The organism is Microbacterium sp. SY138, assembly GCF_039729145.1.
Classification (GTDB): domain Bacteria; phylum Actinomycetota; class Actinomycetes; order Actinomycetales; family Microbacteriaceae; genus Microbacterium; species Microbacterium maritypicum_A.
Map to the genome: position 1 here is coordinate 15,603 of NZ_CP155793.1, position 26,269 is coordinate 41,871.

Below are 26,269 nucleotides of genomic sequence, written 5' to 3' on the forward strand. Positions count from 1 at the left end.
TCCTCAGACCTCGGTGCGCGTCTCGAGGTCGATCTCGTAGTGGATCATCCCCGAGCGGGTGGCGAGGCGGTCGTACAGTCCGCGCGCGGTGGTGTTCGTCTCGGCCGTGAGCCAGTAGACCTTCGCCGCGCCCTGCTGCTCAGCCCATGCGCGGACGTGCGCGATCAGAGCCCGGCCGACCCCGCCACCGCGCACGCCGGGTGCGACGAACAGGTCTTCGAGGTAGCAGTAGTCCGTCGTCGCCCACGTCGAGGGGTGCGTCAACCAGTGGACGATCCCCACTGCGGTGCCGCTCTCGTCGCGGGCGAGCGCGCCATGGACGCCGGAATCGGCGTCGATGAGGCGTTCGAAGGTGGCATCGGTGGTCGAGGGGTCGAGGGCTTCCTCATAAAAGGACAGATAGCCGCTCCACAGGTCGTCCCACTCGGCACGGTCCTGGGTCGTGATCGGTGCGATCGTCGTCATGACTCGAGAGTAACGAAGTGGTGCGGAGGTTCACTCGACGGGTCGAAGGCTCCGCAGGATCGTGGCGTGACGAACCAGGAAGGTGCGTTCGTCGAGCTTCTTGCGCCGCAGCCAGCCGGTGACCTCGTCGTTGTGCTTGCTCGCGTTGCACGAGGCGCACGCCGGGACGACGTTCTCGAGCGTGTAGCGGCCGCCGCGCGACACGGGTTGGATGCAGTCGCGTTGCAGGGCGGCACCGTCCCCACCGCAGTACGCGCACCCGCCCCAGGCATCCATCAAGTCGTACCACTGCTCGTCGGTGAGGTCGTTGTCGACGCGGGCGAGCCGGTTCTGTCGGCGCTTGGCATAGCGGGCACGGGTCGCCGGCGACGCGGTGGCGGAAGAGACCTTGCGGCGGCGGCGCATGGGCCGATGCTATCGCGGTGAGCGCTCGACGCGCCTCAGCCCTGGCCCACCGAGGTCACCTCATGTGGCGCGAGATTCAACCGCTCGCCGCCGACCGCGGTCACGACCACGATGTCCTCGATGCGGGCACCCCAGGAGCCGGCGAAATAGATACCCGGCTCGATGCTGAATGCCATGCCCTCGCGAAGCACCAGGTCGTTGCCCGGAGCGATGTACGGCTCCTCGTGCACCGAGACGCCGATGCCATGGCCGGTGCGGTGCAGGAACGCCTCACCCAGCCCGGCGTCGGCGAGAATGTTTCGCGCCGCAGCATCCACCTCCGCCGCCGTGGCGCCAGGACGCACGGCGTCCACTGCTGCCTGCTGAGCGCGTACGAGCACCGCGATGCGCTCGGCGGCAGCGGGGTCGGGAGTGCCGACGACGTAGGTCCTGGTGCTGTCGGAGTTGTAGCCGCTCGGCACTGCCCCTCCGATGTCGACCACCACGATGTCGCCGTCCTCGATCACGCGGTCCGAGACCTCGTGGTGCGGATCGGCGCCGTTCGGGCCGGATCCTACGATGACGAACTCCACCGTGCGGTGTCCTTCGGCGACGATGGCATCGGCGATGTCGGCGGCGACCGCGCGCTCGGTGCGTCCGGCCCGAAGCCACTCGTGCACGCGGCGGTGCACCGCATCGATCGCCTCTCCGGCGCGGCGAAGCTCGGTGATCTCCTCGGCGTCCTTGACCATGCGGCCCTCGCGGAGCACGGGCGTCGCGAGTTCGAGACGCACACCCAGTCGCTCACCGATCGGGATCACGTGCAGGGCGGGGAGGGCATCGGAGACGCCGACGCGCGATACGGTGCCGACGGATGCGGTGACCAGTGCGTACGGGTCTTCGCCGTCGACCCAGTCCGCGACGGCGAGTGCGAGCTCTCCGACCGCCGTGGTGCGCACCTTCGCGAGCTCCATCCGCGGGACGACGATCGTCGGCGCGACGTCGGGGCCGATGACCAGCGCAGTGAGTCGTTCGATGGTGTCGCCTTCGACGCCCACCAGATACTGCAGATCGGGACCCGGGCCCACGATGATGGCGTCGAGCCCGGCCTCGGCGGCGAGGGATGCGGCACGGCTGAGGCGGGCGGCGTACACGGAAGCGGGGAAGGGCAATGTGCTCACGGGCTCCACGCTACTGCGCGGGTGCTCGCAGGGCATCCGATTCATGGTTCGATCCATTTCGCGCGCACGGTCGGGGCTGAGCGACTCGCCCCGGTCGCAATGCCGCAGATCATCGACGGCTGAACGGAGGGGCGCGGTCGTTCAGCCGCTCCCCCTCCGCGGTGGTCAGCTGATGGCGACGCGGATGCGCTCGGCGAGGAACTCCAGATCGGCCTTCGTGAGGTCGGTCACCGCGTAGGCAGTAGGCCAGACGGTGCCGTCGTCGAGGTTCGAGATGGGCTCGAACCCGAACGTGCCGTAGCGCACCTTGAATTTGCTGGCCGGCTGGAAGAAGCAGAGCACCTTGCCGTCGCGGCCCCATGCCGGCATTCCGTAGTAGGTGCGCGGTACGAGCTCCGGGGCGACCTCCGAGACCAGGGCGTGCAGCTTCTTCGACAGCGCCTGGTCTTCGGGAGTGAGCTTCTCGATCGCCTCCTTGATGTCGGCCTCTCCCGCCGCTCGAAGCTCTTCCGGGGACTTCTTCGCGCGGGAGCGCCGGGTGCGGGCCTCCTTCGCGGCGGCCTGCATGGCCTCGCGTTCCTCAGCGCTGAAGTTCTTCTCTTTCTCGGCCATGATCGGTCCTCTCGACGTGCGTCCGGTGTGCAGATCACACTACGGACGCCGGGTGGCGATGCGCTTCTCGATTCGTGATCGATCTCGGCAGGACGTACGGTCATCGACTGTCGTCGCCGACGGATAGTGTGTGATCCATGGACCTGCGTGTGGCGGCGTACGCGGTCGTCACCGATGACGACGGGCGGTTGCTGCTGGCGCGCTGGACCGAGGGTCGCCGGGTGGCATGGACGATGCCGGGCGGCGGACTCGAAGCGGGAGAGTCTCCGGAGGATGCCGTGCGTCGTGAGCTGCGCGAGGAGACCGGTTACACGGTCAAGGTCGGTGAACTCCTCGGCATCCACTCGCGGGTGATCCCCGCCGGTCGACGCGTGCAGAAGGCTGCAGATCCGCTGCATACCCTGCGGATCCTGTATCGGGCCGAGGTCACGGGCGGCAAACTGCGCTTCGAGACCGGCGGCTCGACCGACATGGCGGAGTGGTTCCCCCTGAAGGCGGTTGCCGAGCTGCAGCGCGTCAAGCTGGTCGACATCGCCTTGCGGATGGCCGGCATCCTCTGACAGGAGCTGCGCCGCCGCCCGGGATCAGCGCTCTTCGGGGACGGAGATGTCGGCGACGGTCGCGCCGTAGGCCGCGATCAGGTCGTCGGCGTCGACGAACAAGCTGTATCCGTGAGCCCCCGCACCCATGGCGATGCGCTGACCGACGATCGACTCGTCGGCGTAGATCGGCCAATCGGTCGTGCTGCCGATCGGCACGATGGTTCCGCGTTCGTAACCGGTGGCCGCGAGCGCAAGCTCGGGCTCCGGCAGCCGCAGCTTGTTGACGCCGACCAGCGCCCGCAGCTTCGGCCACGAGATCGAGCGGCCACCGGGCACGAGCGCGAACAGGAACGTGTCATCGGACCGCTTCACCACGAGGGTCTTCACGATGCCCGACGGAGGGATGCCGAGGAGCTCGGCCGCCTCGAACAGGCTGCCGGCGGCGGGACGTTCACGGATCTCGATGTCGAGCCCTCGAGCGGCCGCCGCGTCCCGCACCCGTGCATGCTGATCGCCTCCGTCACCGGAGGCGACGGAGGCGGGATCAGACGGGGTCACGCGTCGGGTGCGGCGAGCGGGTCGTCCGCGACCCAGAGCTCATCGTCGGCGCGCAGAGTCTGCCACGCGGCGTAGAGCACACCGACGGCCGCAGCAGCGCCGAGGATGATCGCGATGACGGAGCCGAGGCCCGGTCCCGACTTCTGCGGCTTGGTCGCCTTGCGCACCTGCACGGCGACGCCGTGGCGCTTGGCGTTGGCGACGTCCCACGCGCTGAGTGCCGAACCGACAACTCCGCCCACGATCGGGACGAACTTGTCGTCGACGACGTGCTTGCCGATCTTCACGCCACGGTCGACGACCGGGGCGACACGGCGGTTGTACGTGTCCTGGATGACCGGCACGACCTGCTCACGATTGAGGTTGCCGAGCTGACGGCCGGCCTCACGGGCGACATCGGCGGCGTGACCGACGAGCACCTGCTGGTTCTCCCAGAGCTGGTTCGCGTCGTTCTGAAGACGACGCAGTTCCTTCTTCCGCTTGCGGCTGAGGCTCACGATGCTCTCCTGTCCATTGGAGTACGGGTTCCCCATCTTGCCACGAGAGGCTGGAAGCCGGGCGGGAATCGCCCGGCCCTTGCTTCTTCGCCTCATCAGGGGTAGATACCACGGCCAACTCACCGGAAGCTCTGCGAGAATGAGGACATGGCTCACGCTTCTCATGTCGCAACCCTGCACACCAACCACGGTGACATCGTCATCAACCTCTTCGGTGACCACGCCCCGAAGACGGTAAAGAACTTCGTCGGCCTCGCCGACGGCACCCAGGAGTGGACCGATCCCGCCACCGGCAAGCCCGGCGAGGGACCCCTCTACAAGGACGTCATCTTCCACCGCATCATCCCGAACTTCATGATCCAGGGCGGCGACCCGCTCGGACAGGGCGTCGGCGGCCCCGGCTACAACTTCGACGACGAGATCAACATGGAGCTCAACTTCAACGAGCCCTACATCCTCGCCATGGCCAACGCCGGTCTCCGCCGCAACGCCATCACCGGCAAGCCCGAGGGCACCAACGGTTCGCAGTTCTTCATCACCACCGACCCGACGCCGTGGCTGCAGGGCAAGCACACGATCTTCGGCGAGGTCGCCGATGACGCTTCCAAGGCCGTCGTCGACGCGATCGGCGCCGTGCAGACCGGTGCGGGCGACCGTCCCGTCGAGCCGGTCGTGCTGCAGTCGATCGACATCGTCGCGGCCTGACGACAGCTGCGGCCGATCCGGATGACCACGCCTGAGTTCACGAGCAATCGCGACAACTTCTGCTACCGGCATCCGGATCGGCAGAGCTTCGTGCTCTGCCAACGGTGCATGCGCACCATCTGCCCCGAGTGCCAGACGCAGGCGCCCGTCGGCGTCATCTGCCCGGAGTGCATGAACGCCGACCGCAAGAACCGCACCCCGGCCCAGAAGAAGGCGGCCCGTCGTTGGGGCGGCAGCGGTGGAGCGAGCATGGCGATGGCTCGCAGCGGCAAGCCGGTGGTGACCTACGCGCTGCTCGCGGTCACGTCGTTCATCGGACTGCTGCAGCTGATCCCTGGTATCGGCGAGCAGATCACCGGCCAACTGCTCTTCGCGGCGCCGTATCTGTATCCGAACCTGTCGCCGCTGCCCTTCGAGCCCTGGCGATTGCTGACCGCGATCTTCGCCCATGGCGGCTTCATCCACCTCGCGCTCAACATGCTGGCCCTGTGGATGCTCGGACAGAGCCTCGAGCCCATGCTCGGTCGCGTTCGCTTCCTCGCTCTCTACCTCATCAGTGGTCTCGGCGGCTCGGTCATGGTGGCGGTGCTCGCGCCGCTGACCTCGACCGTCGGTGCCTCCGGCGCGATCTTCGGCATGATGGCCGCTCTACTCATCGTCGGTCGACACCTCGGTGCCAACGTCACGGGTCTTCTCGTGATCCTCGGCATCAACTTCGTCTACGGCCTGGTATTCGGCGGCGGACGGATCTCCTGGCAGGCACATCTCGGCGGCCTGCTCATCGGAGCCCTGGTGGCGTTCATCTACGTCAAGACGAAGCGACGAGACCAGCGCACCCTGCAGATCGTGCTGCTCTCCGCTCTGGTCGTCCTGTTGATCGTTGTGGTGGCGTTCGTGCCGCCGCTCATCCTTTTGTCCTGATCCAGAGTTGTTAACAGGGTTGTTAACCCCTGTTAATAACAACGGTGTAATTCTCCCCAGGCTGTGGAGAGGGCTGTGGATAACTTTCGCTCTGGGTGGCTTGTGGGGCGGGAACGGGGCCGTTCCCTTACGTGAGTCGTACTTCGCTGCTGACATGAGAAAGGCCCTCTCGCATCGCGAGAGGGCCTTTCTGGAAGAAGGAGTGAGGCGTCAGCGCCAGCGGGTGGTCATCAGGAATCCGATCAGCGCGATACCGAGTCCGATCGCCAGGTTCCAATTGGAGAGACCCGGGATCGGGTACTGCATGCCGGAGATGTAGAACACCAGGATCCAGGCGAGACCCAGGAGCATGAACCCGATCATCACCGGCTTGAACCACACGGCGTTGGGAGCGGCGTCGCCTTCAGCGCGCTCGACGGCGGGTTCTTCAGTCTTGCGGTCACGTGCCATTCCGTCATTGTACCCATGAGACCTGTCTCGGACGAGGTCGAGCAGGCCCTGGGACAGAGGGCGAGACGGTGACGCCACGGCATCCGCCCAGCGTTCCCGGATATGATCACCGCATGACTGCATCCGTCGCGCCTGGGGGGCGACGTCCGCGCCGGCAGCGACCACGCTCCCGTGCGACGTTCGCGAGCGTACTCGGCGAGCTCCTTCTGACGGCAGGCGTGGTCGTTCTCCTCTTCGTGGCCTGGCAGATGTGGATCGGCGACATCATCATCAGTGCACAGAAGAACGACGAGGGTGCCGCCGTCTCCCAAGCCCTCGCGCAGGCGGAGGCACCCGCGCTCCCCCCGGTCGTCGAGGGCGAAGACGGCACCTCCACCTACATCCCACCCGTGCCCGCAGCCCCGGCCGACGCGCAGTGGTTCGGCCAGATGCACATCCCCCGTTTCGGAGCCGAGTACAACTTCGGGATCTTCGGGGGTACGAGCCGTGCGCGCACGCTCGATCAGCAGGGCATCGGAATCTACACGAACTCCAAGATGCCCGGCGAGGTCGGAAACTTCTCCCTGGCCGGGCACCGCACGACGTGGGGCAAGCCGTTCAACCAACTCGACAAGCTGCAGCTGAACGACGCGATCGTCGTCGAGACGCCCGACGGCTGGTACACCTACCGCTTCCGTACGCTCGAGTACGTGAAGCCCTCGCAGACCGATGTGCTCGCCGATGTGCCGCAGATGCCGGAGCAGCAGACCGGCGAGCAGTACATCACCCTCACCGCCTGCTCGCCTCTGTACTCGCTGGCGGAGCGCATCGTCGCCTACGGGGTGTTCGAGAGCTTCCAGCCGCGGGCCGAGGGACCGCCGACCGCGCTGACCGACCCGCCGCCCCCGCCGGCCGCACCATCCGTGTGATCGTGGACAGTCATAAGGGAGAAGACTGATGTACGCCGCACTCTGGCGCCTGCTGCCCGGACCGTGGTGGCTGCGTGTGCTCATCCTCGTGGTCGTCATCGCCGCCGTGCTCTATGGCCTTTTCTGGTACGTGTTCCCCTGGGTGAGCCCGATCATCGCCCCCGGTGAGGTCGACGTCGAATGACGCGAGTTCTCGTGGTCGACAACCACGACAGCTTCGTGCACACACTGGTCGGATACCTGAGCGAGCTCGGCGCGCACACGGTGATGATCGAATCCGATGCCACGGATGCGGCTCAGCTGGAGCGGATCCTTCCCGAGTACGACGCGTTGATGCTCTCTCCGGGCCCCGGTGCACCCGTCGACGCGGGTGCGTCGCTCGACGCGGTGCGCATCGCCGCTCGCCTGCGGGTGCCGACGCTCGGGGTGTGCCTCGGGCATCAGACGATCGGCGAGGCGTTCGGGGCTCCGGTCGCCGCAGCGCCCGAGCTCATGCACGGCATGGTCTCGGCGGTGACGCACGACGGCTCCGCGTTGTTCGCCGGGATCCCTTCGCCGTTCGACGCCGGGCGCTACCACTCCCTCGCGCTGGCGGCCTCCGATCTGCCCTCCGAAGTCGTCGTGACCGCCTGGACCGAGAACGGAACCGTGATGGCTCTGGCTCACCGCGATCAGCCCCTCTGGGGCGTGCAGTTCCATCCGGAGAGCGTGCTGACCGAGGGAGGCTACCGGCTCCTGGCGAACTGGCTGGAGCTGTGCGGCGACGCGAACGCCGTCGGGCGCGCTGAGGAACTTCACCCGCTGGCTCGCTGAACAGCGTCGGGCGGGGGCATACGCCCGACGGTGCTATCCGGTGCAGAAGAAGATCTGGACCGAGGAGCCCACCGGAACGTCACCCGGCGCCACCGACATCGAGTGGACCGTGGTCGGCTCCGTCGCGGGGCACTCCGCGGTCTCCGTCGGCACAGCGACCAGACCGAGGTCCGCGAGGTTTGTCGTGGCGGCATCGACGGTCCAGCCGACGAGGTCGGTCAGCGTGACCTTGCCGCTGGCCACGACGAGATTGACGACGGTTCCCGGATCCAACTCCGCATCGGCCTTCTCGCTGGCGGAGATGACCGTGTTCGTCGCCAGGGCCTTGTCGTTGCGCTGGATGACGGTCCCGAGTTCGAGGCCGGCCGCCGTGAGGGCCTTCGTGGCATCGTCGAGGGCCATCCCCTCGATCTTCGGCATCACCACGGTCTCCTCTCCCTTGGAGACGTACAGGGTGATCGTGGAACCCTCTTCCACCGACACTCCCGCTTCGGGGTCGGTGCGGATCACGTTCCCCTCCGTCACCTCGGAGCTCGTCTCGATCACGATCTTCGATGAGAGGTCGAGTGCGGCGAGGTCGTCCTGTGCCCGTTCCGAAGACACGTTGACGAGGTTGGGGATGGTGCGCGACGTGCTCGACACCTCAGTGGGCCGCATGCTGATCGTGACGACCCAGAACAGCACGGAGGCCAACAACACGGCGAGCAGCGCCACGCCCGCCCAGATCCAGGCGACCGGAGGACCGGACTGGGTTCTGGTCATGGTCGTGTCCGTGCTCAACTGGCGAAGCGATCGCGCGGTCTCCTGCGCCTGCCGCGGGCTCGCCCCGTACAGCTCGCTGGTCAGCGCACCGAGCTCCTTGCGGGTCGGAGCGTTTCCCGTCATCGCGGAATCGAGCGCCGCGCGGAAGTGCGCGGCATCCGGATAGCGCTGGTACGGGTCCTTGGCGAGCGCGCGGAGCACGATCGGGTCGAGATTCCGCGGGGCGTCCTCGTTGACCTCGGTGGGAGGAACGGGAGTCTCGCTGACGTGCTGATAGGCGACCGCTACCGGCGACTCGCCACGGAACGGCTGCCGCCCCGTGAGCAGCTCGTACAGCACGACACCGGTGGAGTAGAGGTCGGCACGAGCATCGACGGGTTCGCCCTTCGCCTGCTCCGGTGAGAAGTAGGCGGCGGTCCCGATGATCTGGGTGGTCTCGGCGACGGTCGACGACGAGTCGGAGACGGCTCGGGCGATGCCGAAGTCCATCACCTTGACCTGACCCTTGTCGGTGACCATCACGTTGCCGGGCTTGATGTCGCGATGCACGACACCGGCGCGGTGCGAGTAGTCGAGCGCCTCGAGGATTCCGTCGACGTAGCGGACCGCATCGGTGGCCGGCACCGGGCCGGCGGCGATGATGTCCTTGAGGAGGGTGCCCTTGACGAGCTCCATCACGATGTACGGCGGTTCCGTGGAGCCGATCTCGCTCGTCGAAGGGTCGCCGGCGTCGAACACGCGGACGATCGACGGATGCGACATGCGCGACGCCGCCTGGGCCTCGAGGCGGAACCGGTTACGGAAGGTGGTGTCGCGCGCAAGGTCGGCATCGAGGATCTTGATCGCGACCTCGCGCCCGAGCGTCAGGTCGTACCCGCGGTACACCTTCGCCATTCCGCCATGCCCGATGAGCTCGTCGACGCGGTACCGACCCGCGATGACTTGTGGCTCTGTGGACACGGAAGACCCCCCTGGAAACTACGCTTGCTGAACTGGAACTACAGATTACCCGTCGGTGCCGCTGTTCCCATCGCCCGGGTCGGTGGCCGCCGTGATCGTCACCGAGAGCGGCGGAGACGCGGCGGAGGTGCGCTGGTCGCCGCCGGAGCACATGCCCTGGTAGCTGACGATGAGCTGCTGTCCCGCGGCGTCGGCGATCTTCACCTGCGTGTTGCGCTGCGTCGGCTGGAAGTTCGGGCCGCCCGAGACGAAGGTGCCGTTCTGGACCGACACGACGTAGCCGGAGAGAGTGGTTCCGCTGGGGCAGGTGAATCCGGTGCCCCAGGAGATGGTCACCGTCGAGCCGGCGACAGGGTTGCCCGTGATGGTCGGGGCGTCGGTCGGGGTCGGCAGACCGGCACGAGCGGCGTAGACCGTGAGGGTCATCGCCTGGGTGGTCTCCACGTTGCCGGTGGGAGCCACGCGGTAGACCTTTCCGACCTCTTCATCGCTGGGTGCCGGGTCTCCGTCGACACAGGTGATCTCGCTGTTGAAGCCGGCGCCCTTGAGCGTGGAGGTGGCCGCGCCGCAGTCCATGCCGTTCAGGTTCAGGGCGGTCACATCCACTCGCGTCACCTCCGGCGTCGGGGTGTTCGGCGGTGGAGTCGTCTGCGTCTGGGTCGGCTTGCTGCTCGGCGACCCCGTGGGGTCGGCGTCGCCGCCCTGGTTCGCGAGCATCGCCCACACCGTGCCGCCGAGCACGATCACCAGCAGCGCGATCAGAGCGATCAGCGGCCAGGTCCAGGGGCTGCGCTTCTTCTTCTTCTCCTCTTCCACGGCTTCCTCCGTGGGAAGCTGAGCGGTGGTGGGAAGGATGCGCGTGGTGCCGTCGTCGCCGGAGGCATTCAGGAGTCGGGTCGCGTCGTCGCCGCCGGCGATACCACCGGTCGCGATCGCCGGCACAGCGATGGCCGCGGAGTTCAGATCGCCCCGGCGAAGGGCCTGGGCCGCTCGTGCCACCGTCGCGGACGACGAGGGACGATCGCTGGGCTTCTTGGCGATCATCGCCATGACCAGGTTCTGCACCGGGATCGGGACGGTCGGAGGCAGGGGCGGCGGCTGCTCGTTGATCTGCGCCATCGCGATGGCCACCTGCGACTCGCCCGTGAAAGGACGCTTGCCCGCCAGGCACTCGTACGCGACGATGCCGAGCGAGTAGGTGTCGGTCGCTGGCGATGCCGGGTGACCTGACGCCTGCTCGGGCGAGAGGTACTGCACCGTGCCCATGACCTGGCCGGTCGCGGTGAGAGGCACCTGGTCGGCGATGCGGGCGATGCCGAAGTCGGTGATCTTGACGCGGCCGTCGGGCGTGATCAGCAGGTTTCCCGGCTTGATGTCGCGGTGCACGAGACCGGCCGCGTGGGCTGCCTGCAGCGCGGAAGCCGTCTGGGCGACGATGTCGAGAGTCTTGTCGGCGCTCAGCGCACCATCGCGCTCGAGCACGGTCGAGAGTGCCTCGCCCGGCACCAGTTCCATGACGAGGTAGGCGCTGCCGTTCTCCTCGCCGTAGTCGAACACGCTGGCGATGCCCTCATGGTTGACGAGAGCAGCGTGCCGCGCCTCGGCACGGAAACGCTCGAGGAACCCGGGGTCCCCCATGTACTCGTCCTTGAGGATCTTGATGGCGACGGTACGTCCGATGACGTGATCCGTCGCCTCCCATACCTCGCCCATGCCACCGATCGCGATACGCGACTGCAGCTCGTAACGACCACCGAACGACACACCCTGCGTCGGCCTCATCTGCCCAGCACCGCCTCTATGACCTTCTTCGCAATCGGAGCCGCGATGGTGTCGCCGCTCCCTGATTGTCCCTGTCCGCCGCCGTCTTCGACGACGACCGCTACTGCGACCGCGGGGTCGTTCGCCGGCGCGAAGCCGGTGAACCACAACGTGTGCGGCCTGTTTCCGTTCTCTGCGGTGCCCGTCTTACCGGCCACGTCGATCCCGTCTATTCTTGCACCCTGGGCCGCGCCCGTTGCGACGCTCGCGACCATCGCCGCGGTGACGTTGTTCGCCACATCGGCCTCCATCGCACGTCCGAACTCACTGTCCTGGAAAGCCTTGATGACCGAGAGGTCGTTGCCGATGACGGCGTCGACCATCCGCGGGTTCATCACGATGCCGTCGTTCGCCAATCCGGACGAGACCATGGCCATCTGCAGCGGGGTCGCCGTGACCTTTCCCTGACCGAATCCGGTCAGCGCGGTCTGGGCGTCGTCGAGGCCGCGCGGGTAGCTCGACGGCGTCGACGTGAGCGGCGTGTCGAACGACTGGTTGAAGCCCAGCTTGTCCGCCATCTCGCGGATGGTGTCGTCACCGAGCTCGACGGCCAGCTCGGCCATCGGGATGTTGCAGCTCAGACGGATCGCCTCGGCGATCGTGACGGTCTCACCCGGACCGCACGTGCCCCCCCAGGCGTTGGAGACGCGGTTGCTCGAACCGGGAAGGGTATACGCGATCGGGTTGGGCAGCGTGGAATCCGGAGTCCATTTGCCGGTTGCATAGGCGGCAGCCGCGACCACGACCTTGAACGTCGAGCCGGGAGGGTTGAGGTCACCGGCGATCGCCCGGTTGGACAACGGCTTGTTCGCGTCGGCGACCAGCTGATCGTAGGTCGCGTTCGCAGCGTTCGCATCATGCGTCGCCATCAGGTTGGTGTCGAAGCCGGGAGTCGAGACCATCGCGAGGATGCGTCCGGTTTTCGGGTCCATGGCCACGACCGCGCCCTTGAGGTCGCCGAGGGCTTCGTAGGCAGCCCGCTGCGCCGCGGTGTTCAGAGAGAGCTCGACGCTGTATCCGCGCTGCGGCTGGCCGGAGAGGATGCGCTCGACCTCGCCGAGGAACGCGTTCGACCCCGTGCCGGAGAGCTCGGCGTTCATGGCCTTCTCGATGCCGGTGCTCGAGCCCAAGGCGGGGTTGAAGTAACCGGTGACCGGTTCCCACAGCGCCGCATCCGTGTAGACGCGCTGGAACTGGTACCGGTCGTCGCTCGGCACCGAGTTGGCGATCGCGACCCCGTCGACGATGATCGATCCGCGTTGGATCTCGTAGCTGTCGAGGCGCGTGCGCTTGTTGTTGCTGTTCTGGGCCAGCGCATCCGCCTCGACGACCTGGATCCAGCTGGTCGCGGCGAACAGTGCGATGAACATGAACAGCATGATGATGCTGAGGCGACGGAGTTCCTTGGTCATGTCAGCCGATCACCACCCGGGGCTGACGGCGCACACCGTCGGAGATGCGCAGCAACAGCGCCACGATGAGCCAGTTGGCCACGAGGGAGGAGCCACCCGCGGCGAGGAAAGGAGTGGTCAGACCCGTCAGCGGGATGAGGCGGGTCACGCCGCCGACCATGATGAACACCTGCAGAGCGATCGTGAACGAGAGTCCGGTGGCGAGCAGCTTTCCGAAATCGTCCTGACCCGCGAGGCCGATGCGCATGCCGCGGCTGACGAACACCATGTAGAGGCAGAGGATCGCGAACAGCCCGATCAGGCCGAGCTCTTCGCCGAGGCTGGTGATGATGTAGTCGCTGTGGGCCAGCGGGGTGACCTCGGGACGGCCCTGGCCCCAGCCGGTGCCCATGAGTCCGCCGCGTGCGAGGCCGAAGAGTCCCTGCATGGGCTGGTAGCCGGCGCCGTCGGGATCGACCTGGTCGGCGTCGAAGAGGAAGAGCCAGTTGATGAAGCGTCCCTGCACGTAGCTGAGGATCTGCGTCGCGAGTGCCACGCCGGCGACCACGAGGGCCAGGCCGATGAGCACCCAGCTGGTCTTCCCCGTCGCGACGTAGAGCATCGCGACGAACATCCCGAAGATCAGGGTTCCGGTTCCGAGGTCGCGCTGGAACACGATGATCCCCAGCGAGATGAGCCAGACGACGAGCACAGGTCCGAGCTCGCGCATACGGGGCCAGGTGATGCCCAGCACCCGCTTGCCGACCGACGTCAGACTCTCGCGGGTGCGCACCAGATAGCCGGCGAAGAAGATCGCCAGGCAGATCTTGGCGAGCTCGCCCGGCTGGAAGGCGAAGGCACCGCCGAGCGACACCCAGACCGCCGCATTCGCATCGGGGATGCGCAGCCCGGGGACGAACGGCAGCAACAGGAGCAGGATTCCGGCCAGGCCGAAGATGTAGGTGTAGCGGAACAGCACGCGGTAGTTGCGCAACAGGATGACGACCGCGATCGCACCTGCGAGCGAGATCGCGGTCCACGCGAGCTGCTTGGTCGAGTAGGCGTTCCAGCCGGTGTTCTCGAAGGCGATGTCGATCCGATAGATCATCGCGATGCCGAGGCCGGTGAGGAGGGTCGCGATGGGCACGACGAACGGGTCGGCGTCGGACGCGACGAAGCGGAGCACGATATGCAGGGCGAATGCGAGGGCGGCGAGACCGCCGCCGATAGCCAGGATCATCGGGTCGATCACGCCGAGTGCGCCCAGCTGCACGAGCGTGAGGGCGGCTCCGCTGATCGCGCAGGCGAACAGCAGCAGCCAGAATTCGCGATTGCGCTGGTTCTGCGGCATCCGGATGCGCTTGAGCGCCTTGATGACGCTGGTGTCGGCGGCGACGTCGGTGCTCATCCCTCACCCCCGGCCGGCGTGTCGACAGGAGTCGGCATGGGGGTGGGCAGCGGGGTCTCGATCGTATTCGCGTCGGCCCCGGCGCGGAGTCGGTCGACGATCGCCATCGCATCGGACAGAGATCGTGCGGTGATCGTGCGCTCGACCGATGCCCGCTGATACGGAGGCAGATTCGCGAGGAGGATATCGGTGTCTTCGACCGGAGTCGACAACGTGATCGGCCCGATGTTCTGCTGCACGCCTTGGAAGATCACGACGCTGTCCTCGTCGGCGCCGATGAAGTAGCGCGTCTGGGTCCAGCTGTAGGCGGCGAAGGCGGCGACGCCGAGCATCACGATCACCACGAGGGCACCGGCGATCCAGCCGAGACGACGGCGCTTGGCGCGACGGCGATCCTCCTCGATCAGCTCCTCGAGGTACTCGGGAGCCGGCTCGAAGTGGCTCGGCTCGTTCGCGGCCTGGCGCACCGGGTGCAGCCAGTTGCCGCGCGGAGGTCGGACCGGAGGCACGTAGACGCCGTCGGGGTTCGATGCCGAGCCGACGATCGTGGGCGTGCCCGAGTGGATCGGATGCTGCCCGCCCACGTCGACGAGGACGATCGTGACGTTGTCGGGCGCGCCGCCGTCGAGAGCCTGCTTGAGGAGGTTGTCGGCAGTGCGGCCGGGCGCGAGGCCGAGCTGCATGGCCTTGAGGATGTGCGGTTCGTCGACCACGCCCGAGAGGCCGTCGGAGCAGAGCAGCCACCGGTCGCCTGGTTGCGTGTGCATCACGAACATGTCGAGCTCGGGATCGGAGTCCATGTCGCTGAGCACGCGCATGAGCACGGAACGGCGGGGGTGGTAGCGCGCCTCCTCCGGCGTGATGCGGCCCGAATCGACCAGACGCTGCACGAAGGTGTGGTCGGCGGTGATCTGCGTCAGTGCGTCGTCGCGGTACAGGTAGATGCGCGAGTCGCCGATGTGGCCGATGACCGCGTATTCATCGACCATGATGATCGCGCTGACCGTGGTGCCGAGGCCGGCGAGTTCGGGGCGGTCCTTCGCGGCGCGGATCAGGTCGCCCGCTGCGGTGGTCGCGGCGGCCTGCAGCGAGGCCTGCGCGTCTTCGGTCGACGCATAGGGCTGGTCGAGGGGCTCCAGGCGCTGGATCGCGATGCTGGAGGCGACGTCTCCGCCGGCGTGCCCGCCCATGCCGTCGGCGACGACGAAGAGATTCGCCCCGGAGTATCCGGAATCCTGGTTGTTGGAGCGGACCTTCCCGGTGTGGGAGATCGCGACGCTCGAGCCCTCGAAGACCATGCCGGCGTCAGGCTCGCAGCTCGAAGGTCGTGGCGCCCACCTTGATCGGGGTGCCGAGCGAGAGGGCGACGGGCGAGCCGGAGACGCGCTGGCCCGCGACGAAGGTGCCGTTGGTGGAGTCCAGGTCCTGGATCGCCCAGCTGTCGCCGCGCAGCATCAGGCGCGCGTGGTGACTGGACGTGTAGTCGTCGCGGATCACGAGAGCGGACTCGCTGGAGCGGCCGATCGTGAGGGAGTCGGCGCTGAGCGGCAGCTCGAGGCCCGCTTTGGGGCCGGAGGTGATCACGAGCCGCTTGGCGGTCGCGACCGTGGCCGGACCGGTGGAAGGGCGAGCGGATGCCGGTTTCGCCACCGGTGCCGCAGGGGCTGCGACCGGCGCGGCGGCCGACCCTGCCGCCGCCTCTGCGGGGAGCTTGCGCACTCGCACGCCGAACAGGTCGGCACGCAACGAATACACGACCCCGAACACGAAGAACCACATCAGGATGAGGAACCCGATGCGGAGCAGAAGGAGGATCAGTTCACTCACCCGAGGGCTCCGAACGCTCGGGTGGCGTCGTCGCCGCGGGGTGCAGGACGCGAGGGTGACGCGACCGGGACGACGCGGAACACCAGATCGGTGCGTCCGATCGTGATGGTGGTGTCGCTCGGGAGCGCGGCTTCGCGCAGCTTCTGGCCGTTGACCTTCGTGCCGTTGGTGGAGCCGAGGTCGCGCATCATGGCGCGTTCGCCATCCCACAGGATCTCGGCGTGCTTCCGACTCGAACCGGCGTCGGCGATCGTGATGTCGGCATCCGAGCCGCGGCCGATCACGGTGCGGGCACGGGAGATCGAATGACGACGGCCGTCGACGTCGACCACGGCCTGCCAGGTCACACGACCTTCGACCGTTCCCGAGCTCACACGCACCGTGCCGGTGGCGACCTTCTCATCGGCCTCGAGAGTGATGGCGAGCGGTCCGGAGAAGCTGTATCCCTGGGACTTGGCGTGCGCGGTGAGAAGAGCGTGCAGCTCGTCCGTGAGGGCACCACCGAGCCCGCGCATCCGTTCGGCGTCGTCGGCGCTGAGGCGCACGACGAAGCTGTTGGGGGCGATGATGCGGTCGCGGCTGACGACCGCAGCCTTCGTGTCGGCTTCGCGCCGCAGCGCCGAAGCGATCTCCACTGGCTGGATGCCGCTGCGGAAGGTCTTGGCGAACGCGCTGTTAACTGCGCGTTCGAGACCCTTCTCAAAGCTGTCAAGTAGTCCCACTGGGCTCCTCTGGCATGCCGACTGGTAGACACATCGTAGCCAGGTGTCCTGGGGGAACGCCGCCGATGACCCTCCAGGCATGTGCAACGAGGCCGAAAACGCATGATATCTTTGGGAAGTTGAGTTCTTCGGAACGAGACACACGCGCGAGTGGCGGAATGGTAGACGCGCTGGCTTCAGGTGCCAGTGTCCGTAAGGACGTGGGGGTTCAAGTCCCCCCTCGCGCACAGGGCTGGTTCATGAAAAGACTCTGAATCAGTTCATGAAATGCGAGTTCGGCGGTTGCTTCGATGAAAATCGGGGCAGCCGCCGCTTCATTTTCGGGCCTAGACGGCGTTCTTATCAGTGAATTGGCGCTCGCCGCAGTCTCAGTCCACGACGGATAGCCCCTCGAGGGGCTATCCGTCTGCTTGTTCTGTTCGGGGCGTCGAGCGGGTTACGCGGGAGGGGCGAGCGGTTCTCTTGTCGCCGGCCTGACGTTCAGCTCGTTCGCCGCCGAGTACCTCTTCTTCGACTTTCGTCGTCGCTTGCCTGCCGGCGTGCACTCCTGGATGAGCGCGCGCACGAGGACGCGCACGTTGTACGCGACTGCCATCAGGGCCGTGGCGAGGCTGTGGTAGGTCTCGCCACGGCCCGGTCGCTTCGCAGCGGACTCGAGGTCGGTGAAGCGAGTGTGCTTGATGGACTTGTTGACGGACTCGACCTGGTTGCGCTGGCCGTAGGCCTGCTTCCACTCGCTCGTACCCCAGGGGTAGCGCTGGAGATGCCGGACGACGTCAGCGTGCGGGTCCAGCTGTAAGCTGCCGCGCAGGTTGTTCTTTGTCGCGGAGATTCTCTTGCCGGTCGCGGGGTCGAATGCGATGTACGTGCGGGGCTCGGGGTAGGTGAAGCGCTGCTTGCCTCGGTGCGCTTCTTCCGAGCGGATGTTCCCGTGCCGCTTCAGCGCGTAGGCCTTGCGGGCTTCGATGGCGTCTTCGACGTCTTGCCGTGTGAAGAGCTCGCCGGTGTCGGGGTCGGCTTGGTCATTGTGGAACCAGTAGGTGATGTATCGCAGGCGCTTGGGCATGTAGTCCACGTAAAGCGCGCCATCGACCACGATGACGCGGTATCCAGGGACGGTCGCCTGGACCCCAAACTGGTCCTTCTTGTAGTCGAACGCGAACTCCCACCCGTCGATGCGCAGGGGCTGCTGGAAGTTCTCTGGCTTCTGGCCGTTGAACGCGCGGTCAGCGGCCGCGATGCCGCGCTGCTCGAAGCTGCGTGAGTGCTGGTGCATGGCTTCCCGGGGCGCGTGCTTGATGTTGCCGGGGCGGTGGAAGCCGATGCCGGTGATGAGTCGGCAGAAGGCGGGGTGGCGTTTCTCGTCATACCCTTCGGTGTCCATCATGGTGACGATGTCCATTTCGAAGGCGGGGATGGGTGGTGCCTTCGGTTTGTCGTCGCGGTGCTCGTGGTTGTAGGTGCCGGCGGAGAAGTCGACGTTGGTTGCCAGGCCGCCGGGGCTGAGGGTCTTGCTGTACTCGAGGACCTCCGGGTCATCGAGTGGCTTGCCGTTACGCACGAGGGTCGTCGCACGAGAGTGCACCTTGCCGAGGATGGGAACGTTTGTCGAGTCCAGGGAGACATCGCCGTTGTAGCGGTCGCGGTAGCGCTGTGGGAGGAGCGCGACGGACGCGTCAACGAGTGCCTGTCGCACCCAGCGGCTGCGGTCGGTACGGACCTGGTCACGCGCAGCTTCCGCGCGCACCTGTTCCGCGAGCGTGAGGCGACGTCGCTTCTGGGTCACCGCCGCAGCGTTGCCGATCAGACGGGAGCCGGTATGGGCGCGGGACCGGGTCTCGGCGAGCCGCATATTGATCATGTTGACGTCCTCGCGAACTAGAATCTCGCGCGACCTGGGCGAGGCAGATGAGGTCGTCGTATGGGCGCCACTGAAGATCACTGGACGCAGCTGGCTCGTCTAGGCCAGTCACCCGGACGAGTCCGTGGGGGTTGTCGTGGGTGCTGCGGGCCTTGGCTCTACCGAGATCGAGGATCGATCAGCGCGGGGCACGGAACCCCGGCTTAGAGCGTGCCGGCGAGAACGGCAAGCCCGAGTGCGCCAACGGACTACGCTGATCGCACGCCGTTCAGCAGGTTCCAGCGGCGCTCGAATGCGGTGCGGGCGACAGTCGGGGTCGATGTCGAGCGGTCGAGCGTGTTGTTCAGCGGGACGTTTCCGCCGACAGTCACGACGATGGCCCCAAAGAAAAAGAGAACCCCTGAGGCGATGAGCATCCATCCGCGCACATCCTCGAGGTCGAGCAGCCCTGCCCAGAAGAGCAAGAAGGGCGGTACGAAGATCGGCAGAAGGAACATCGGGTTGATGACGGCACGGTTGATCAATGTCATCGCCGTCACGAATGTCGCGTCGTCCGCGCGGCCCAGGCCAGGCATGACTCCGGTCGAGAACGCCCAGAAGGTTCCTCCGCCGAGCGCGAGGAGAACGAGGCCGATGGTGGCAAGGATGTCGGTGAGCTCCACGTAGGGCAATCTACGGCACGCATCCGACCGCGGGTTCGGATGCGGAACTTCTTGTCGCCATTCTCGAATCTCGCGAAACCCGGGCGCCTCCAGCCGCAGAGTCCGCATGTCGAAAATTCGGGCCCGGGGCTCCACCGGGAACCGGCTGCGCATCGGGCGCCTCCTTTGTGGCCGCTGTCTCCGTGACTGAGTACGCCCAGGAGTTGCTTCATCGCGTCGAGGTTGCCGCGGCTCATTCTTATACTTCGCGGAAGTATAAGAATGAGCCACGGTGGATGCTCGAACAGCCGGCGTGCCGCGGCCATGGTTCAACGTCTTCAGGTGCTCACTGGCTCCACACCCAGGCGTCGTGCCGGGCGTCACGAAGCACATCATCCAGGTGACCTGCGCGCAACTGCTCGATGGCGCTGGGCTCCACGCCGTCGCCCTCCGGTCGGGCGATCAGCCACTGGGACCACGTCCATTTGGAGTTGGTCCCGGTGGCCAGTGTCTGCAGAACTTCGCCGCTGTAGCAGGGGCCGATGATGTCGGCCGACGGGTTCCTCGCCTTGGCCAACATCATCCTTCTGCCGCATCTCGGATCTGCCGCAGGCTCGGGGTCTTCAACGTCAAGGTGCGCACGTCGAGAAACACAGGACTACCTTCTTGGACATCGCATCTTAGGCTCGCTACTCGCCGTAACCCGGCCTCTCGCGATGTGCATGTGGCCGTGCAACAGCAGCTCAAGGCGCGCGGAATACCAAACCTCGGCGACGTGTGCGCGAGAGGCCGCAGATTCCGCTAGAGCGTCATCGGGGAAGCCCATCGGATTCTTGCGAAGTGCCTCCCGCACGCCGCGCACGGGCGTGCGGGCCGGAGGCTCGTGGGTGAGCATGACGTCTGCGGGACCGCTGGCGATGGCCGCGGCAACAAGTTCGTCGGTGATGGCCTCGTCGGGCCACGAGTTGATTCCTTCACGCCGCCATGCCCTATCGACCGAGGCGGCACCCCCCGAGGAAGAGGAGACTGCGTCCGCCGATCCGGAGGCGAGTATGCCGGGGCAGCAAGCATGTGATCTCGGAGACTTGTACGACGGCACCGGAGTAGGCATTCCTACATCCGCGTGATGTCGCCTCCCGGCTCGTGGTAATAGTGCTCAGACTTTCTCCACTCCATCAAGGCGAGTCAGCAACAACTCGGCTGCGCTCGTGACCTGATAGTACGCAAACAAGCCAACCGCTGCCGCTATGAAACCGTAGAGCAGAATCCAGTAGATCTGCTCTCGTCGCCGCAGTGTATCGACAACAAGGACCAGTGCGGTCAGCACAGCAACTGTTTGCCCAGCCACCCCAGCGAACGCCATCCGAACCGCACTCGAGGCCGTCAGTTCGCCGGCACCACCGACAAGAATCGCGAGGGCAAACGGCACAATAAGAACTCCGGTGATGAGGCAGATTGGCCTGCTAAAGCGCTCCAACGGACCTTGCCCTGTACGGACACCCGACTTCGACCTCGCTGGCGACATCATCTTGTGAGCGTAACGTGTACGTCCGATGGATGGTCGCGCGCTGTCGACAGGTCCGTTATCTGGCGCCTGAGGTGTGCGCGCATCGACGGCCCTCTGACACGGTCACGAGACCAACCACCTGGCGTCGCGAGCTGCGCCATGAGGGAGGAGTTCGATCCTGGGCGGCGACAGGGGGGAGTCATGTGGCAGGCATTTTGGCAGGCCGCGATGCCCTTTTTGGCTTGGGGCCATCGAGGGTAGGGTCCGCAGCATCGTTAGCAGATCGCTTCAGGCAACGCTGAGTGCGCAGGTTGGAAAACTCACGGTCGTACGCGATGCAGTGCTGTTCGAGGTTGTTTGCCCGCCGCGGGGTGGCGGCGAGTGACATCGACCCGACGAGCCCGGCCGCGGATCCCCCTCGCACAGGAGTTCGGATAAGAGTTGCTGCATCTACAGTGTTCGCAGCCGCTGCGTTCTGTATGGAAGCCTTGCGGTCGGCTGCTACCAGGGCAGCTTAGGGAGTTCCCGGGTGAGTAGGCGCTCAACGGACTGCGCCAGCGCGGCGGGGGTCTCGCATCCTTTCATGAAAACCTGGTCCAGGGTTGGCACCTCGCCCGCACCGTCCCACCGCATGAGGGCCCGCCCGAGCTCAAGAAGCTGCTCTCCATTTGGTGTGAAGTACTCGTCAGCGAGCGCGAACAAGACGTGTGCCTGCTGCTCCCTCGGGAGCCGCTTCAAACGACCACTGTCATGCACGGAACGGACGCCATGCCACCACGCCAGACGCACTCGGCGCAGACGGAGGATGATGTCGTCGAGGTCAAGCTCATGTTCGGCCACCCGGAAGGCCCTGTAGATGGTCTCTGCGCCCGGAGCGCCTTGGTCGCCGTTGAACCCTGGACGGCTCGCCGCCTCGAACAACGTGGGACCATCCATCGAGTTGAACTCATCCTGAGCCGTGATGAGTGCGTTCCCGAGCTTTCGTGCCGCCTGACGTCGGGCATCGTTGACGCGCTCGGTGCGCTCCGCGGCCAACTGGACTTGGGTCAGCTGCCTGTCATGGGAAAGCTGTCCGCGGAACAGCCAGAAAGCACCGAGGAACGCGAGGCCGACGCTGAGCAGTGTGAGCACGACGTCTGCAGCGGCAGTTGGACTGATGAGGGCTGCCAAGAATTGGTCCCACCAGCTTGCGGGTGCACTTTCGGTCACGACTCACAGCGTAAGGGCGCGACCCTGAAGTGGACGGCGACTGCTGAGGCATGTGGACCGCGCCGGCGATGTGCAAGGGTGGCAGAGCGCATGAAATGCGCCCGCTGAACTACTCCGGATTCACCCCAAGCGCTCATCGCGTGTCGGAAGGACCGTCTGTGCCTCCTGCAATCTCCCCCCTCGTTTCGCTGGCGACCACCATGCATGCCCAACCAGGGGTGTATGCGCTGCTCCTGGGCTCTGGCGTCTCAACCGGCGCCGGTGTTCCGACGGGGTGGGGAGTCGTGAGTGAACTCGTCGCCCGCGTCGCCATGCTGGAGGGGGATGGCGAGGGTGCCGATGCAGCACGGATCGATGCGGATGCGTGGTGGCGGGCCCACGGGAAAGGAGAACTCGGGTACTCCACGCTCCTCGAACAGCTCGCTCACACGCCAGCGGCGCGACAGGGACTCCTAGCTGAGTTCTTCGAGGGCACGACGGCGGACGGCGAGCCACTCGTCCCCAGTCGAGCGCACCATGTCATCGCCCAGCTCGTCAAGCGTGGGGCCGTCCGGGTCATCGTCACCACAAACTTCGACCGACTCATGGAACAAGCGTTGGAGGCCGTTGGGATCTCCCCACAGGTGATCTCCCGCGCGGAAGCGGTAAACGGGATGATGCCGCTCGCTCACGCTCCCGCCACTGTCATCAAGCTTCACGGAGACTACAAGGATCTCGGTTCGCGCAACACGCCGTCGGAACTGTCCGAGTACCCTGCCGAGTGGATAAATGTGCTGTCACAAGTGTTCGAGGAGTATGGACTGGTCATCTCCGGATGGTCCGCCGAATGGGACAACGCACTTGTCCACGCGCTTGAGGTAGCGCGTCACCGGTATCCGCTCTTCTGGGATGAACGCAGCGCTCGGAAGGCAAATGCGAAGCGTCTCATCGCGGCTCGACGAGGGGTGTGCGTCCCCGCTACGAATGCGGATGCGCTGTTCACCGAACTTGCGGAAAACCTTGACGCCCTGGACCGTATGTCGGCGGCGCCACTCACCACCGCCTTGGCGGTTGCGCGTCTGAAGAAGTACCTCCCTGATCCTGTCCGTCGGTTGGATCTTCACGATCTGGTGATGGGAGTGGTCGACGAGGTGGTCGAGGGGATCGCCACCCAGCCCATCACAGGGGGCGGGGCTGACGTCACCGGCGAGGATCTCCAAGCAGTTTGGGAGGAGCGATTCCGATCCATGGAGCGTCTTGCGCCACTCCTCATTGAAGGTGTCTGGCACGACATCGAAGGGCACCACGACCAGCTGTGGCAAGACGTCGTGCAACGTCTCGTGGACGTGGCGGCGGCCTTCGAGCCGAGTTACAACGAGGGCTATCGGGGGGCGCGGCGGATACCGGCGCTCGTCGCTCTCGAGGTGATCTCCATAACCGCGACCAAGCGCGGGCGGGAAGAATTGCTCCCCCAACTCACGTCCCGTGTAGAGGTAGTCGACCGCTACCGAGGCACTGACCCGCAGAACTGTGTCCAGTTTCTCCATTACCTACGCATCGCGAACGACGAGTGGGTCAACGTCATGCCGCGAAGTGAGCAAACACACTTCTACTACCCGGTCAGTCACGTCTTCCTTGAAGACACCCGCAGATACTTCGGTGACCTCATCGGCGGTGACGACAGCTTTCAAGCTGCATTTCACGGGTTCGAGTACCGCATGGGCCTCCTCCAATCGCACCGCGGCGGCTACCGTGCCATCTCCGGCGAGTATGTCGGGGACTGGGCATGGCTGGACGAGGTTCCGAAAGCCGAAGCTCGGTTCCGTCGCGATGTGGAGCGCAACGGCAGCGACGAGTGGATTCGTGTTCTCGTCAGCGATGAGGGCACGCTCGATGACGCGCTCATCGCACACCGGGCTACGCTCGAGCGTTACCGCCGGTACTAAAGTGCAAGGGTTGAGGCGCATCGCTGGTGATTGTTGTTCTTGTCACTGTCCCTATCGCGTGGGTCGCGGCTTTCAAGACCGGTCCCGGTGGCAAGACCGCCCTGGAGGTTCTGGCGCGCAGACGCGAAGAGCATGATGTCTGTGGGCTTCCTGGCGGTCGGACTGCAGTCCACGGGAGTCGGCCTGTGCTTAGAGAGTGGCCGAACCAATCAACTGCAGCACCGCTCCAATCGCAGCGAAGCAGAGGCCGGCGACAGCCACGCGGGTGTCCGACCGCGCCTCAGCCTTTCGTTCAGCGTTCTCGCGGTCCCAGTCGACTCGCACGGCGCTCGCCAGCCGCGCGATGGACTGTTCGCGGTCATGAGTTTCAGTCGTGATCCTTCTGTCGAGCGTGGCAAGAACTGAGTGCACTCTCGCAAGCTTCTCGTCGACGGTCTCGTCTGGGTGCGTCACATACCCGTACGCGCTGGCCGAGATTGCGACCGTCCCACTGGCAGCGACACCGGTACGGCGATGTCTTCGTCGGAGCGGGATCAGGGGGTGACCGTCCGCGACCCCGCGCCAGCTGAGGAAGAGTCCGTAGGCGGCGACGGCAAGACCAACGATCTCGATGCCGCGGCCGATGAGAGTCCAGAGCATGCTCGGAGCGTACCGCGGCGTGACGGGCCAATGGCCGGGCGGGCCGCGGTCCGTCACGTTCGATCTGAGGCGCCGCAGTGTTCACGGTCAACCGCGCCACGAACACGGCATCGCCCGTGCGTACCCCAACTGCCGCCCTGTGTGCGCAGAACGCTAGACCGCGAACCAGGCTGCCGCTGCGGCGCTTTTAAGCTGACGGACTGCGGTCTATGCCATTGGGCTTGAAGTGAGACTCCAGCTTGCTCGCGCAGCCCGGGATGAAACAGGAATCCACCGATCTGAGGGCGATCCTCGCAGGCGAAAGCGTGTCCGTCTCGGGCGTGTGCGGGCAGATGCACATCCCGGAGACACAAAGGCTTTCCGAGGGTGTGGAAAATCGGAGTGCTTAGCGTGGAAAGCGCTGAAATCCCCCTTCCACGAGCCTTACTCTCGACTGGGATCGCGGAAATCATGAACCACCCACAGTAGGTGCGTATCGGAAGTTGATCCGATCCGAGTGTGAGAATGGCCCGGTTCCGTTGAGGAAGCCGGGCCTTCTCTTTTGGATCAGGTCCGTGGACGCCGCGCCCACGGAGCCGGCGCCGGAGGTGCGGTCAGCCTCCTCACCGCACGGGCAGATACCGGTTCAGGTGCGCGAGCGGCGGCTGCGACGAGAGGTGCGACACGGCCGCGGATCCGACCGCACAGGCGGCTGCAAGCGCGTCGGCCGGCGAATTTCCGGCGCGAAGCGCGAGCACGAGAGCCGCACAGAACGCATCGCCCGCGCCGACGGTGTTCACGGCCTCCGCACGGACGCCGTCGGCCCGTGCGATCTCCTCGCCCCGGCGGTACAACGCCGCCCCGGCCGCCCCGTAGGTGACGGCGACGAGCTCGGCTTCGGCGAGCTCGGGCATGAGCTCGCGTTCGGTCTCGTTCACGATGAACAGGTCCACGCGGCGCAGCAGGGCCTCGGGCAAGGGCTGGGCGGGGGCGGCGTTGACCGCGACGAAACCGGTGGCGATGGCGGCCACCGCTTCGACGACGGCGAGTGCGATCTCCAACTGCATGAGCACCGCCTCGTCTTCTCGGAAGGTCACCCCGTCGAGGGCCACGTGGTCGTTCGCTCCCGGGCAGACCGCGATCTGATTCTCGGCGTCGGAATCCACCACGATCAGGGCCGTTCCGGTAGGTGCGTCCACGGTCCGCAGATCGGCGACGTCCACTCCGGCCCGGATCATCTCCTCTCGCGTCCAGGTCCCGTCGGCGTCATCGCCGACGGCGCCGACCATGCGCACCCGTCCCCCGAGCTTCGCGGCGGCGACGGCCTGATTCGCACCCTTCCCGCCCAGATCGCGGGAGAGTCGTCCTCCCGCCACGGTCTCACCTGCGGTGGGGAGGCGATCGACGAACGCGGTGACGTCGACGTTCGCACTGCCGACGACGACGAGAGACGGAAGAGCGGGAGTGACCATGGCGGCAGCTTTCGGATCGAGGAGGCGGGATCGGAACGACGGCGTCGCAGTCGACTTGACGTTCCCGTGAGAAAGTGTAAACGTTTACGCACGAACATCTGCAAAGGAG

28 protein-coding genes and 1 tRNA gene are annotated in these 26,269 nt (G+C 66.1%); 8 read left to right on the top strand and 21 right to left on the bottom strand.

Features of this window, described 5'->3' with window-relative positions; translation table 11 throughout:
- Positions 1 to 3 precede the first annotated feature (3 nt).
- The 4 genes from ABDC25_RS00075 to ABDC25_RS00090 all read right to left on the bottom strand — a co-directional run bounded on the left by ABDC25_RS00075 (position 4) and on the right by ABDC25_RS00090 (position 2,642).
- Positions 4 to 465 carry a GNAT family N-acetyltransferase gene (locus ABDC25_RS00075; RefSeq protein ID WP_167254961.1) on the bottom strand — a complete coding sequence of 154 codons (462 nt, stop codon included), beginning with the start codon at positions 463 to 465 and terminating at the stop codon, positions 4 to 6.
- Between the two features lie 30 nt (positions 466 to 495).
- The gene (locus ABDC25_RS00080; protein WP_021201373.1) at positions 496 to 870 is read right to left on the bottom strand and encodes an HNH endonuclease signature motif containing protein; all 375 of its coding nucleotides are present in this window, start codon (positions 868 to 870) and stop codon (positions 496 to 498) included.
- Between the two features lie 35 nt (positions 871 to 905).
- Positions 906 to 2,030, bottom strand: coding sequence for a Xaa-Pro peptidase family protein (locus tag ABDC25_RS00085; protein ID WP_347124183.1), 1,125 nt, complete (start codon positions 2,028 to 2,030; stop codon positions 906 to 908).
- A gap of 165 nt (positions 2,031 to 2,195) precedes the next feature.
- A complete protein-coding gene (locus ABDC25_RS00090) occupies positions 2,196 to 2,642 on the bottom strand; it encodes a hypothetical protein (RefSeq protein WP_021201371.1) in 447 nt (148 codons plus the stop codon).
- 137 nt (positions 2,643 to 2,779) lie between these two features.
- Here ABDC25_RS00090 and ABDC25_RS00095 point away from each other — a divergent pair, with 137 nt between their 5' ends.
- Complete coding sequence (locus ABDC25_RS00095; protein WP_021201370.1) at positions 2,780 to 3,202, top strand: NUDIX hydrolase; 423 nt, start codon at positions 2,780 to 2,782, stop codon at positions 3,200 to 3,202.
- Between the two features lie 24 nt (positions 3,203 to 3,226).
- On the opposite strand, the gene ABDC25_RS00100 is transcribed toward ABDC25_RS00095, so the two are convergent.
- Positions 3,227 to 3,682 carry a YbaK/EbsC family protein gene (locus ABDC25_RS00100; RefSeq protein WP_315069047.1) on the bottom strand — a complete coding sequence of 152 codons (456 nt, stop codon included), beginning with the start codon at positions 3,680 to 3,682 and terminating at the stop codon, positions 3,227 to 3,229.
- 56 nt (positions 3,683 to 3,738) lie between these two features.
- On the bottom strand, positions 3,739 to 4,239 hold the full coding sequence (locus tag ABDC25_RS00105) for a hypothetical protein (RefSeq protein ID WP_029259475.1): 501 nt from the start codon (positions 4,237 to 4,239) through the stop codon (positions 3,739 to 3,741).
- A 147-nt stretch (positions 4,240 to 4,386) separates the two neighbouring features.
- On the opposite strand from ABDC25_RS00105, the gene ABDC25_RS00110 reads away from it, so the two are divergent.
- Positions 4,387 to 4,944, top strand: coding sequence for a peptidylprolyl isomerase (locus ABDC25_RS00110; protein WP_021201367.1), 558 nt, complete (start codon positions 4,387 to 4,389; stop codon positions 4,942 to 4,944).
- Positions 4,945 to 4,965: 21 nt separating this feature from the next.
- Positions 4,966 to 5,865 (top strand): rhomboid family intramembrane serine protease, encoded by a 900-nt coding sequence (locus tag ABDC25_RS00115; protein WP_021201366.1) that lies wholly within the window; start codon positions 4,966 to 4,968, stop codon positions 5,863 to 5,865.
- Between the two features lie 210 nt (positions 5,866 to 6,075).
- Here ABDC25_RS00115 and ABDC25_RS00120 read toward each other — a convergent pair whose 3' ends face one another.
- On the bottom strand, positions 6,076 to 6,315 hold the full coding sequence (locus ABDC25_RS00120; protein ID WP_021201365.1) for a cell division protein CrgA: 240 nt from the start codon (positions 6,313 to 6,315) through the stop codon (positions 6,076 to 6,078).
- A gap of 113 nt (positions 6,316 to 6,428) precedes the next feature.
- Here ABDC25_RS00120 and ABDC25_RS00125 point away from each other — a divergent pair, with 113 nt between their 5' ends.
- Genes ABDC25_RS00125 through ABDC25_RS00135 form a run of 3 tightly spaced genes read left to right on the top strand, consistent with a single transcriptional unit; the run spans position 6,429 to position 8,036 of the window.
- Positions 6,429 to 7,223 carry a class E sortase gene (locus tag ABDC25_RS00125; RefSeq protein WP_029259477.1) on the top strand — a complete coding sequence of 265 codons (795 nt, stop codon included), beginning with the start codon at positions 6,429 to 6,431 and terminating at the stop codon, positions 7,221 to 7,223.
- Between the two features lie 28 nt (positions 7,224 to 7,251).
- Complete coding sequence (locus ABDC25_RS00130; protein WP_021201363.1) at positions 7,252 to 7,407, top strand: hypothetical protein; 156 nt, start codon at positions 7,252 to 7,254, stop codon at positions 7,405 to 7,407.
- On the top strand, positions 7,404 to 8,036 hold the full coding sequence (locus tag ABDC25_RS00135; protein WP_347124187.1) for an aminodeoxychorismate/anthranilate synthase component II: 633 nt from the start codon (positions 7,404 to 7,406) through the stop codon (positions 8,034 to 8,036). The genes ABDC25_RS00130 and ABDC25_RS00135 overlap by 4 nt, the downstream gene beginning before the upstream one ends.
- 33 nt (positions 8,037 to 8,069) lie before the next feature.
- Here ABDC25_RS00135 and pknB read toward each other — a convergent pair whose 3' ends face one another.
- From pknB to ABDC25_RS00170, 7 genes are read right to left on the bottom strand one after another with little or no spacing between them, the layout of a single operon-like run.
- Complete coding sequence (gene pknB, locus ABDC25_RS00140; RefSeq protein ID WP_031208171.1) at positions 8,070 to 9,758, bottom strand: Stk1 family PASTA domain-containing Ser/Thr kinase; 1,689 nt, start codon at positions 9,756 to 9,758, stop codon at positions 8,070 to 8,072.
- A 45-nt stretch (positions 9,759 to 9,803) separates the two neighbouring features.
- Positions 9,804 to 11,540, bottom strand: coding sequence for a protein kinase (locus tag ABDC25_RS00145; protein ID WP_031208170.1), 1,737 nt, complete (start codon positions 11,538 to 11,540; stop codon positions 9,804 to 9,806).
- Positions 11,537 to 12,991, bottom strand: coding sequence for a penicillin-binding transpeptidase domain-containing protein (locus ABDC25_RS00150; RefSeq protein ID WP_029268158.1), 1,455 nt, complete (start codon positions 12,989 to 12,991; stop codon positions 11,537 to 11,539). Before ABDC25_RS00150 ends, ABDC25_RS00145 begins: the two co-directional genes overlap by 4 nt.
- Position 12,992: 1 nt before the next feature.
- Positions 12,993 to 14,378 carry an FtsW/RodA/SpoVE family cell cycle protein gene (locus ABDC25_RS00155; RefSeq protein WP_021201358.1) on the bottom strand — a complete coding sequence of 462 codons (1,386 nt, stop codon included), beginning with the start codon at positions 14,376 to 14,378 and terminating at the stop codon, positions 12,993 to 12,995.
- The gene (locus tag ABDC25_RS00160) at positions 14,375 to 15,676 is read right to left on the bottom strand and encodes a PP2C family serine/threonine-protein phosphatase (RefSeq protein ID WP_021201357.1); all 1,302 of its coding nucleotides are present in this window, start codon (positions 15,674 to 15,676) and stop codon (positions 14,375 to 14,377) included. Before ABDC25_RS00160 ends, ABDC25_RS00155 begins: the two co-directional genes overlap by 4 nt.
- Before the next feature lie 7 nt (positions 15,677 to 15,683).
- Positions 15,684 to 16,205: an FHA domain-containing protein gene (locus tag ABDC25_RS00165; RefSeq protein WP_021201356.1), complete on the bottom strand. Its 522-nt coding sequence runs from the start codon at positions 16,203 to 16,205 to the stop codon at positions 15,684 to 15,686.
- On the bottom strand, positions 16,202 to 16,927 hold the full coding sequence (locus ABDC25_RS00170) for a DUF3662 and FHA domain-containing protein (protein ID WP_347124191.1): 726 nt from the start codon (positions 16,925 to 16,927) through the stop codon (positions 16,202 to 16,204). Before ABDC25_RS00170 ends, ABDC25_RS00165 begins: the two co-directional genes overlap by 4 nt.
- 144 nt (positions 16,928 to 17,071) lie before the next feature.
- On the opposite strand from ABDC25_RS00170, the gene ABDC25_RS00175 reads away from it, so the two are divergent.
- Positions 17,072 to 17,154: transfer RNA gene (locus tag ABDC25_RS00175), tRNA-Leu, on the top strand.
- Positions 17,155 to 17,363: 209 nt separating this feature from the next.
- On the opposite strand, the gene ABDC25_RS00180 is transcribed toward ABDC25_RS00175, so the two are convergent.
- The 5 genes from ABDC25_RS00180 to ABDC25_RS00200 all read right to left on the bottom strand — a co-directional run bounded on the left by ABDC25_RS00180 (position 17,364) and on the right by ABDC25_RS00200 (position 22,145).
- Positions 17,364 to 18,788, bottom strand: coding sequence for a hypothetical protein (locus ABDC25_RS00180; protein ID WP_347124193.1), 1,425 nt, complete (start codon positions 18,786 to 18,788; stop codon positions 17,364 to 17,366).
- 248 nt (positions 18,789 to 19,036) lie between these two features.
- Complete coding sequence (locus ABDC25_RS00185) at positions 19,037 to 19,603, bottom strand: DUF1772 domain-containing protein (RefSeq protein WP_347124195.1); 567 nt, start codon at positions 19,601 to 19,603, stop codon at positions 19,037 to 19,039.
- Between the two features lie 172 nt (positions 19,604 to 19,775).
- Positions 19,776 to 20,012 carry a hypothetical protein gene (locus tag ABDC25_RS00190; RefSeq protein WP_152525980.1) on the bottom strand — a complete coding sequence of 79 codons (237 nt, stop codon included), beginning with the start codon at positions 20,010 to 20,012 and terminating at the stop codon, positions 19,776 to 19,778.
- Positions 20,013 to 20,585: 573 nt separating this feature from the next.
- Positions 20,586 to 20,957 (bottom strand): hypothetical protein, encoded by a 372-nt coding sequence (locus ABDC25_RS00195; RefSeq protein WP_152525979.1) that lies wholly within the window; start codon positions 20,955 to 20,957, stop codon positions 20,586 to 20,588.
- Positions 20,958 to 21,437: 480 nt separating this feature from the next.
- Positions 21,438 to 22,145 (bottom strand): hypothetical protein, encoded by a 708-nt coding sequence (locus ABDC25_RS00200; RefSeq protein ID WP_292777211.1) that lies wholly within the window; start codon positions 22,143 to 22,145, stop codon positions 21,438 to 21,440.
- Positions 22,146 to 22,429: 284 nt separating this feature from the next.
- Between ABDC25_RS00200 and ABDC25_RS00205 the strand changes: the two genes are divergently transcribed.
- Positions 22,430 to 24,070: an SIR2 family protein gene (locus ABDC25_RS00205; protein WP_347124198.1), complete on the top strand. Its 1,641-nt coding sequence runs from the start codon at positions 22,430 to 22,432 to the stop codon at positions 24,068 to 24,070.
- A gap of 189 nt (positions 24,071 to 24,259) precedes the next feature.
- On the opposite strand, the gene ABDC25_RS00210 is transcribed toward ABDC25_RS00205, so the two are convergent.
- Positions 24,260 to 24,709 (bottom strand): hypothetical protein, encoded by a 450-nt coding sequence (locus ABDC25_RS00210; RefSeq protein ID WP_031208159.1) that lies wholly within the window; start codon positions 24,707 to 24,709, stop codon positions 24,260 to 24,262.
- A gap of 602 nt (positions 24,710 to 25,311) precedes the next feature.
- Positions 25,312 to 26,160 (bottom strand): ribokinase, encoded by an 849-nt coding sequence (locus tag ABDC25_RS00215; RefSeq protein ID WP_021201346.1) that lies wholly within the window; start codon positions 26,158 to 26,160, stop codon positions 25,312 to 25,314.
- Between the last annotated feature and the right edge of the window lie 109 nt (positions 26,161 to 26,269).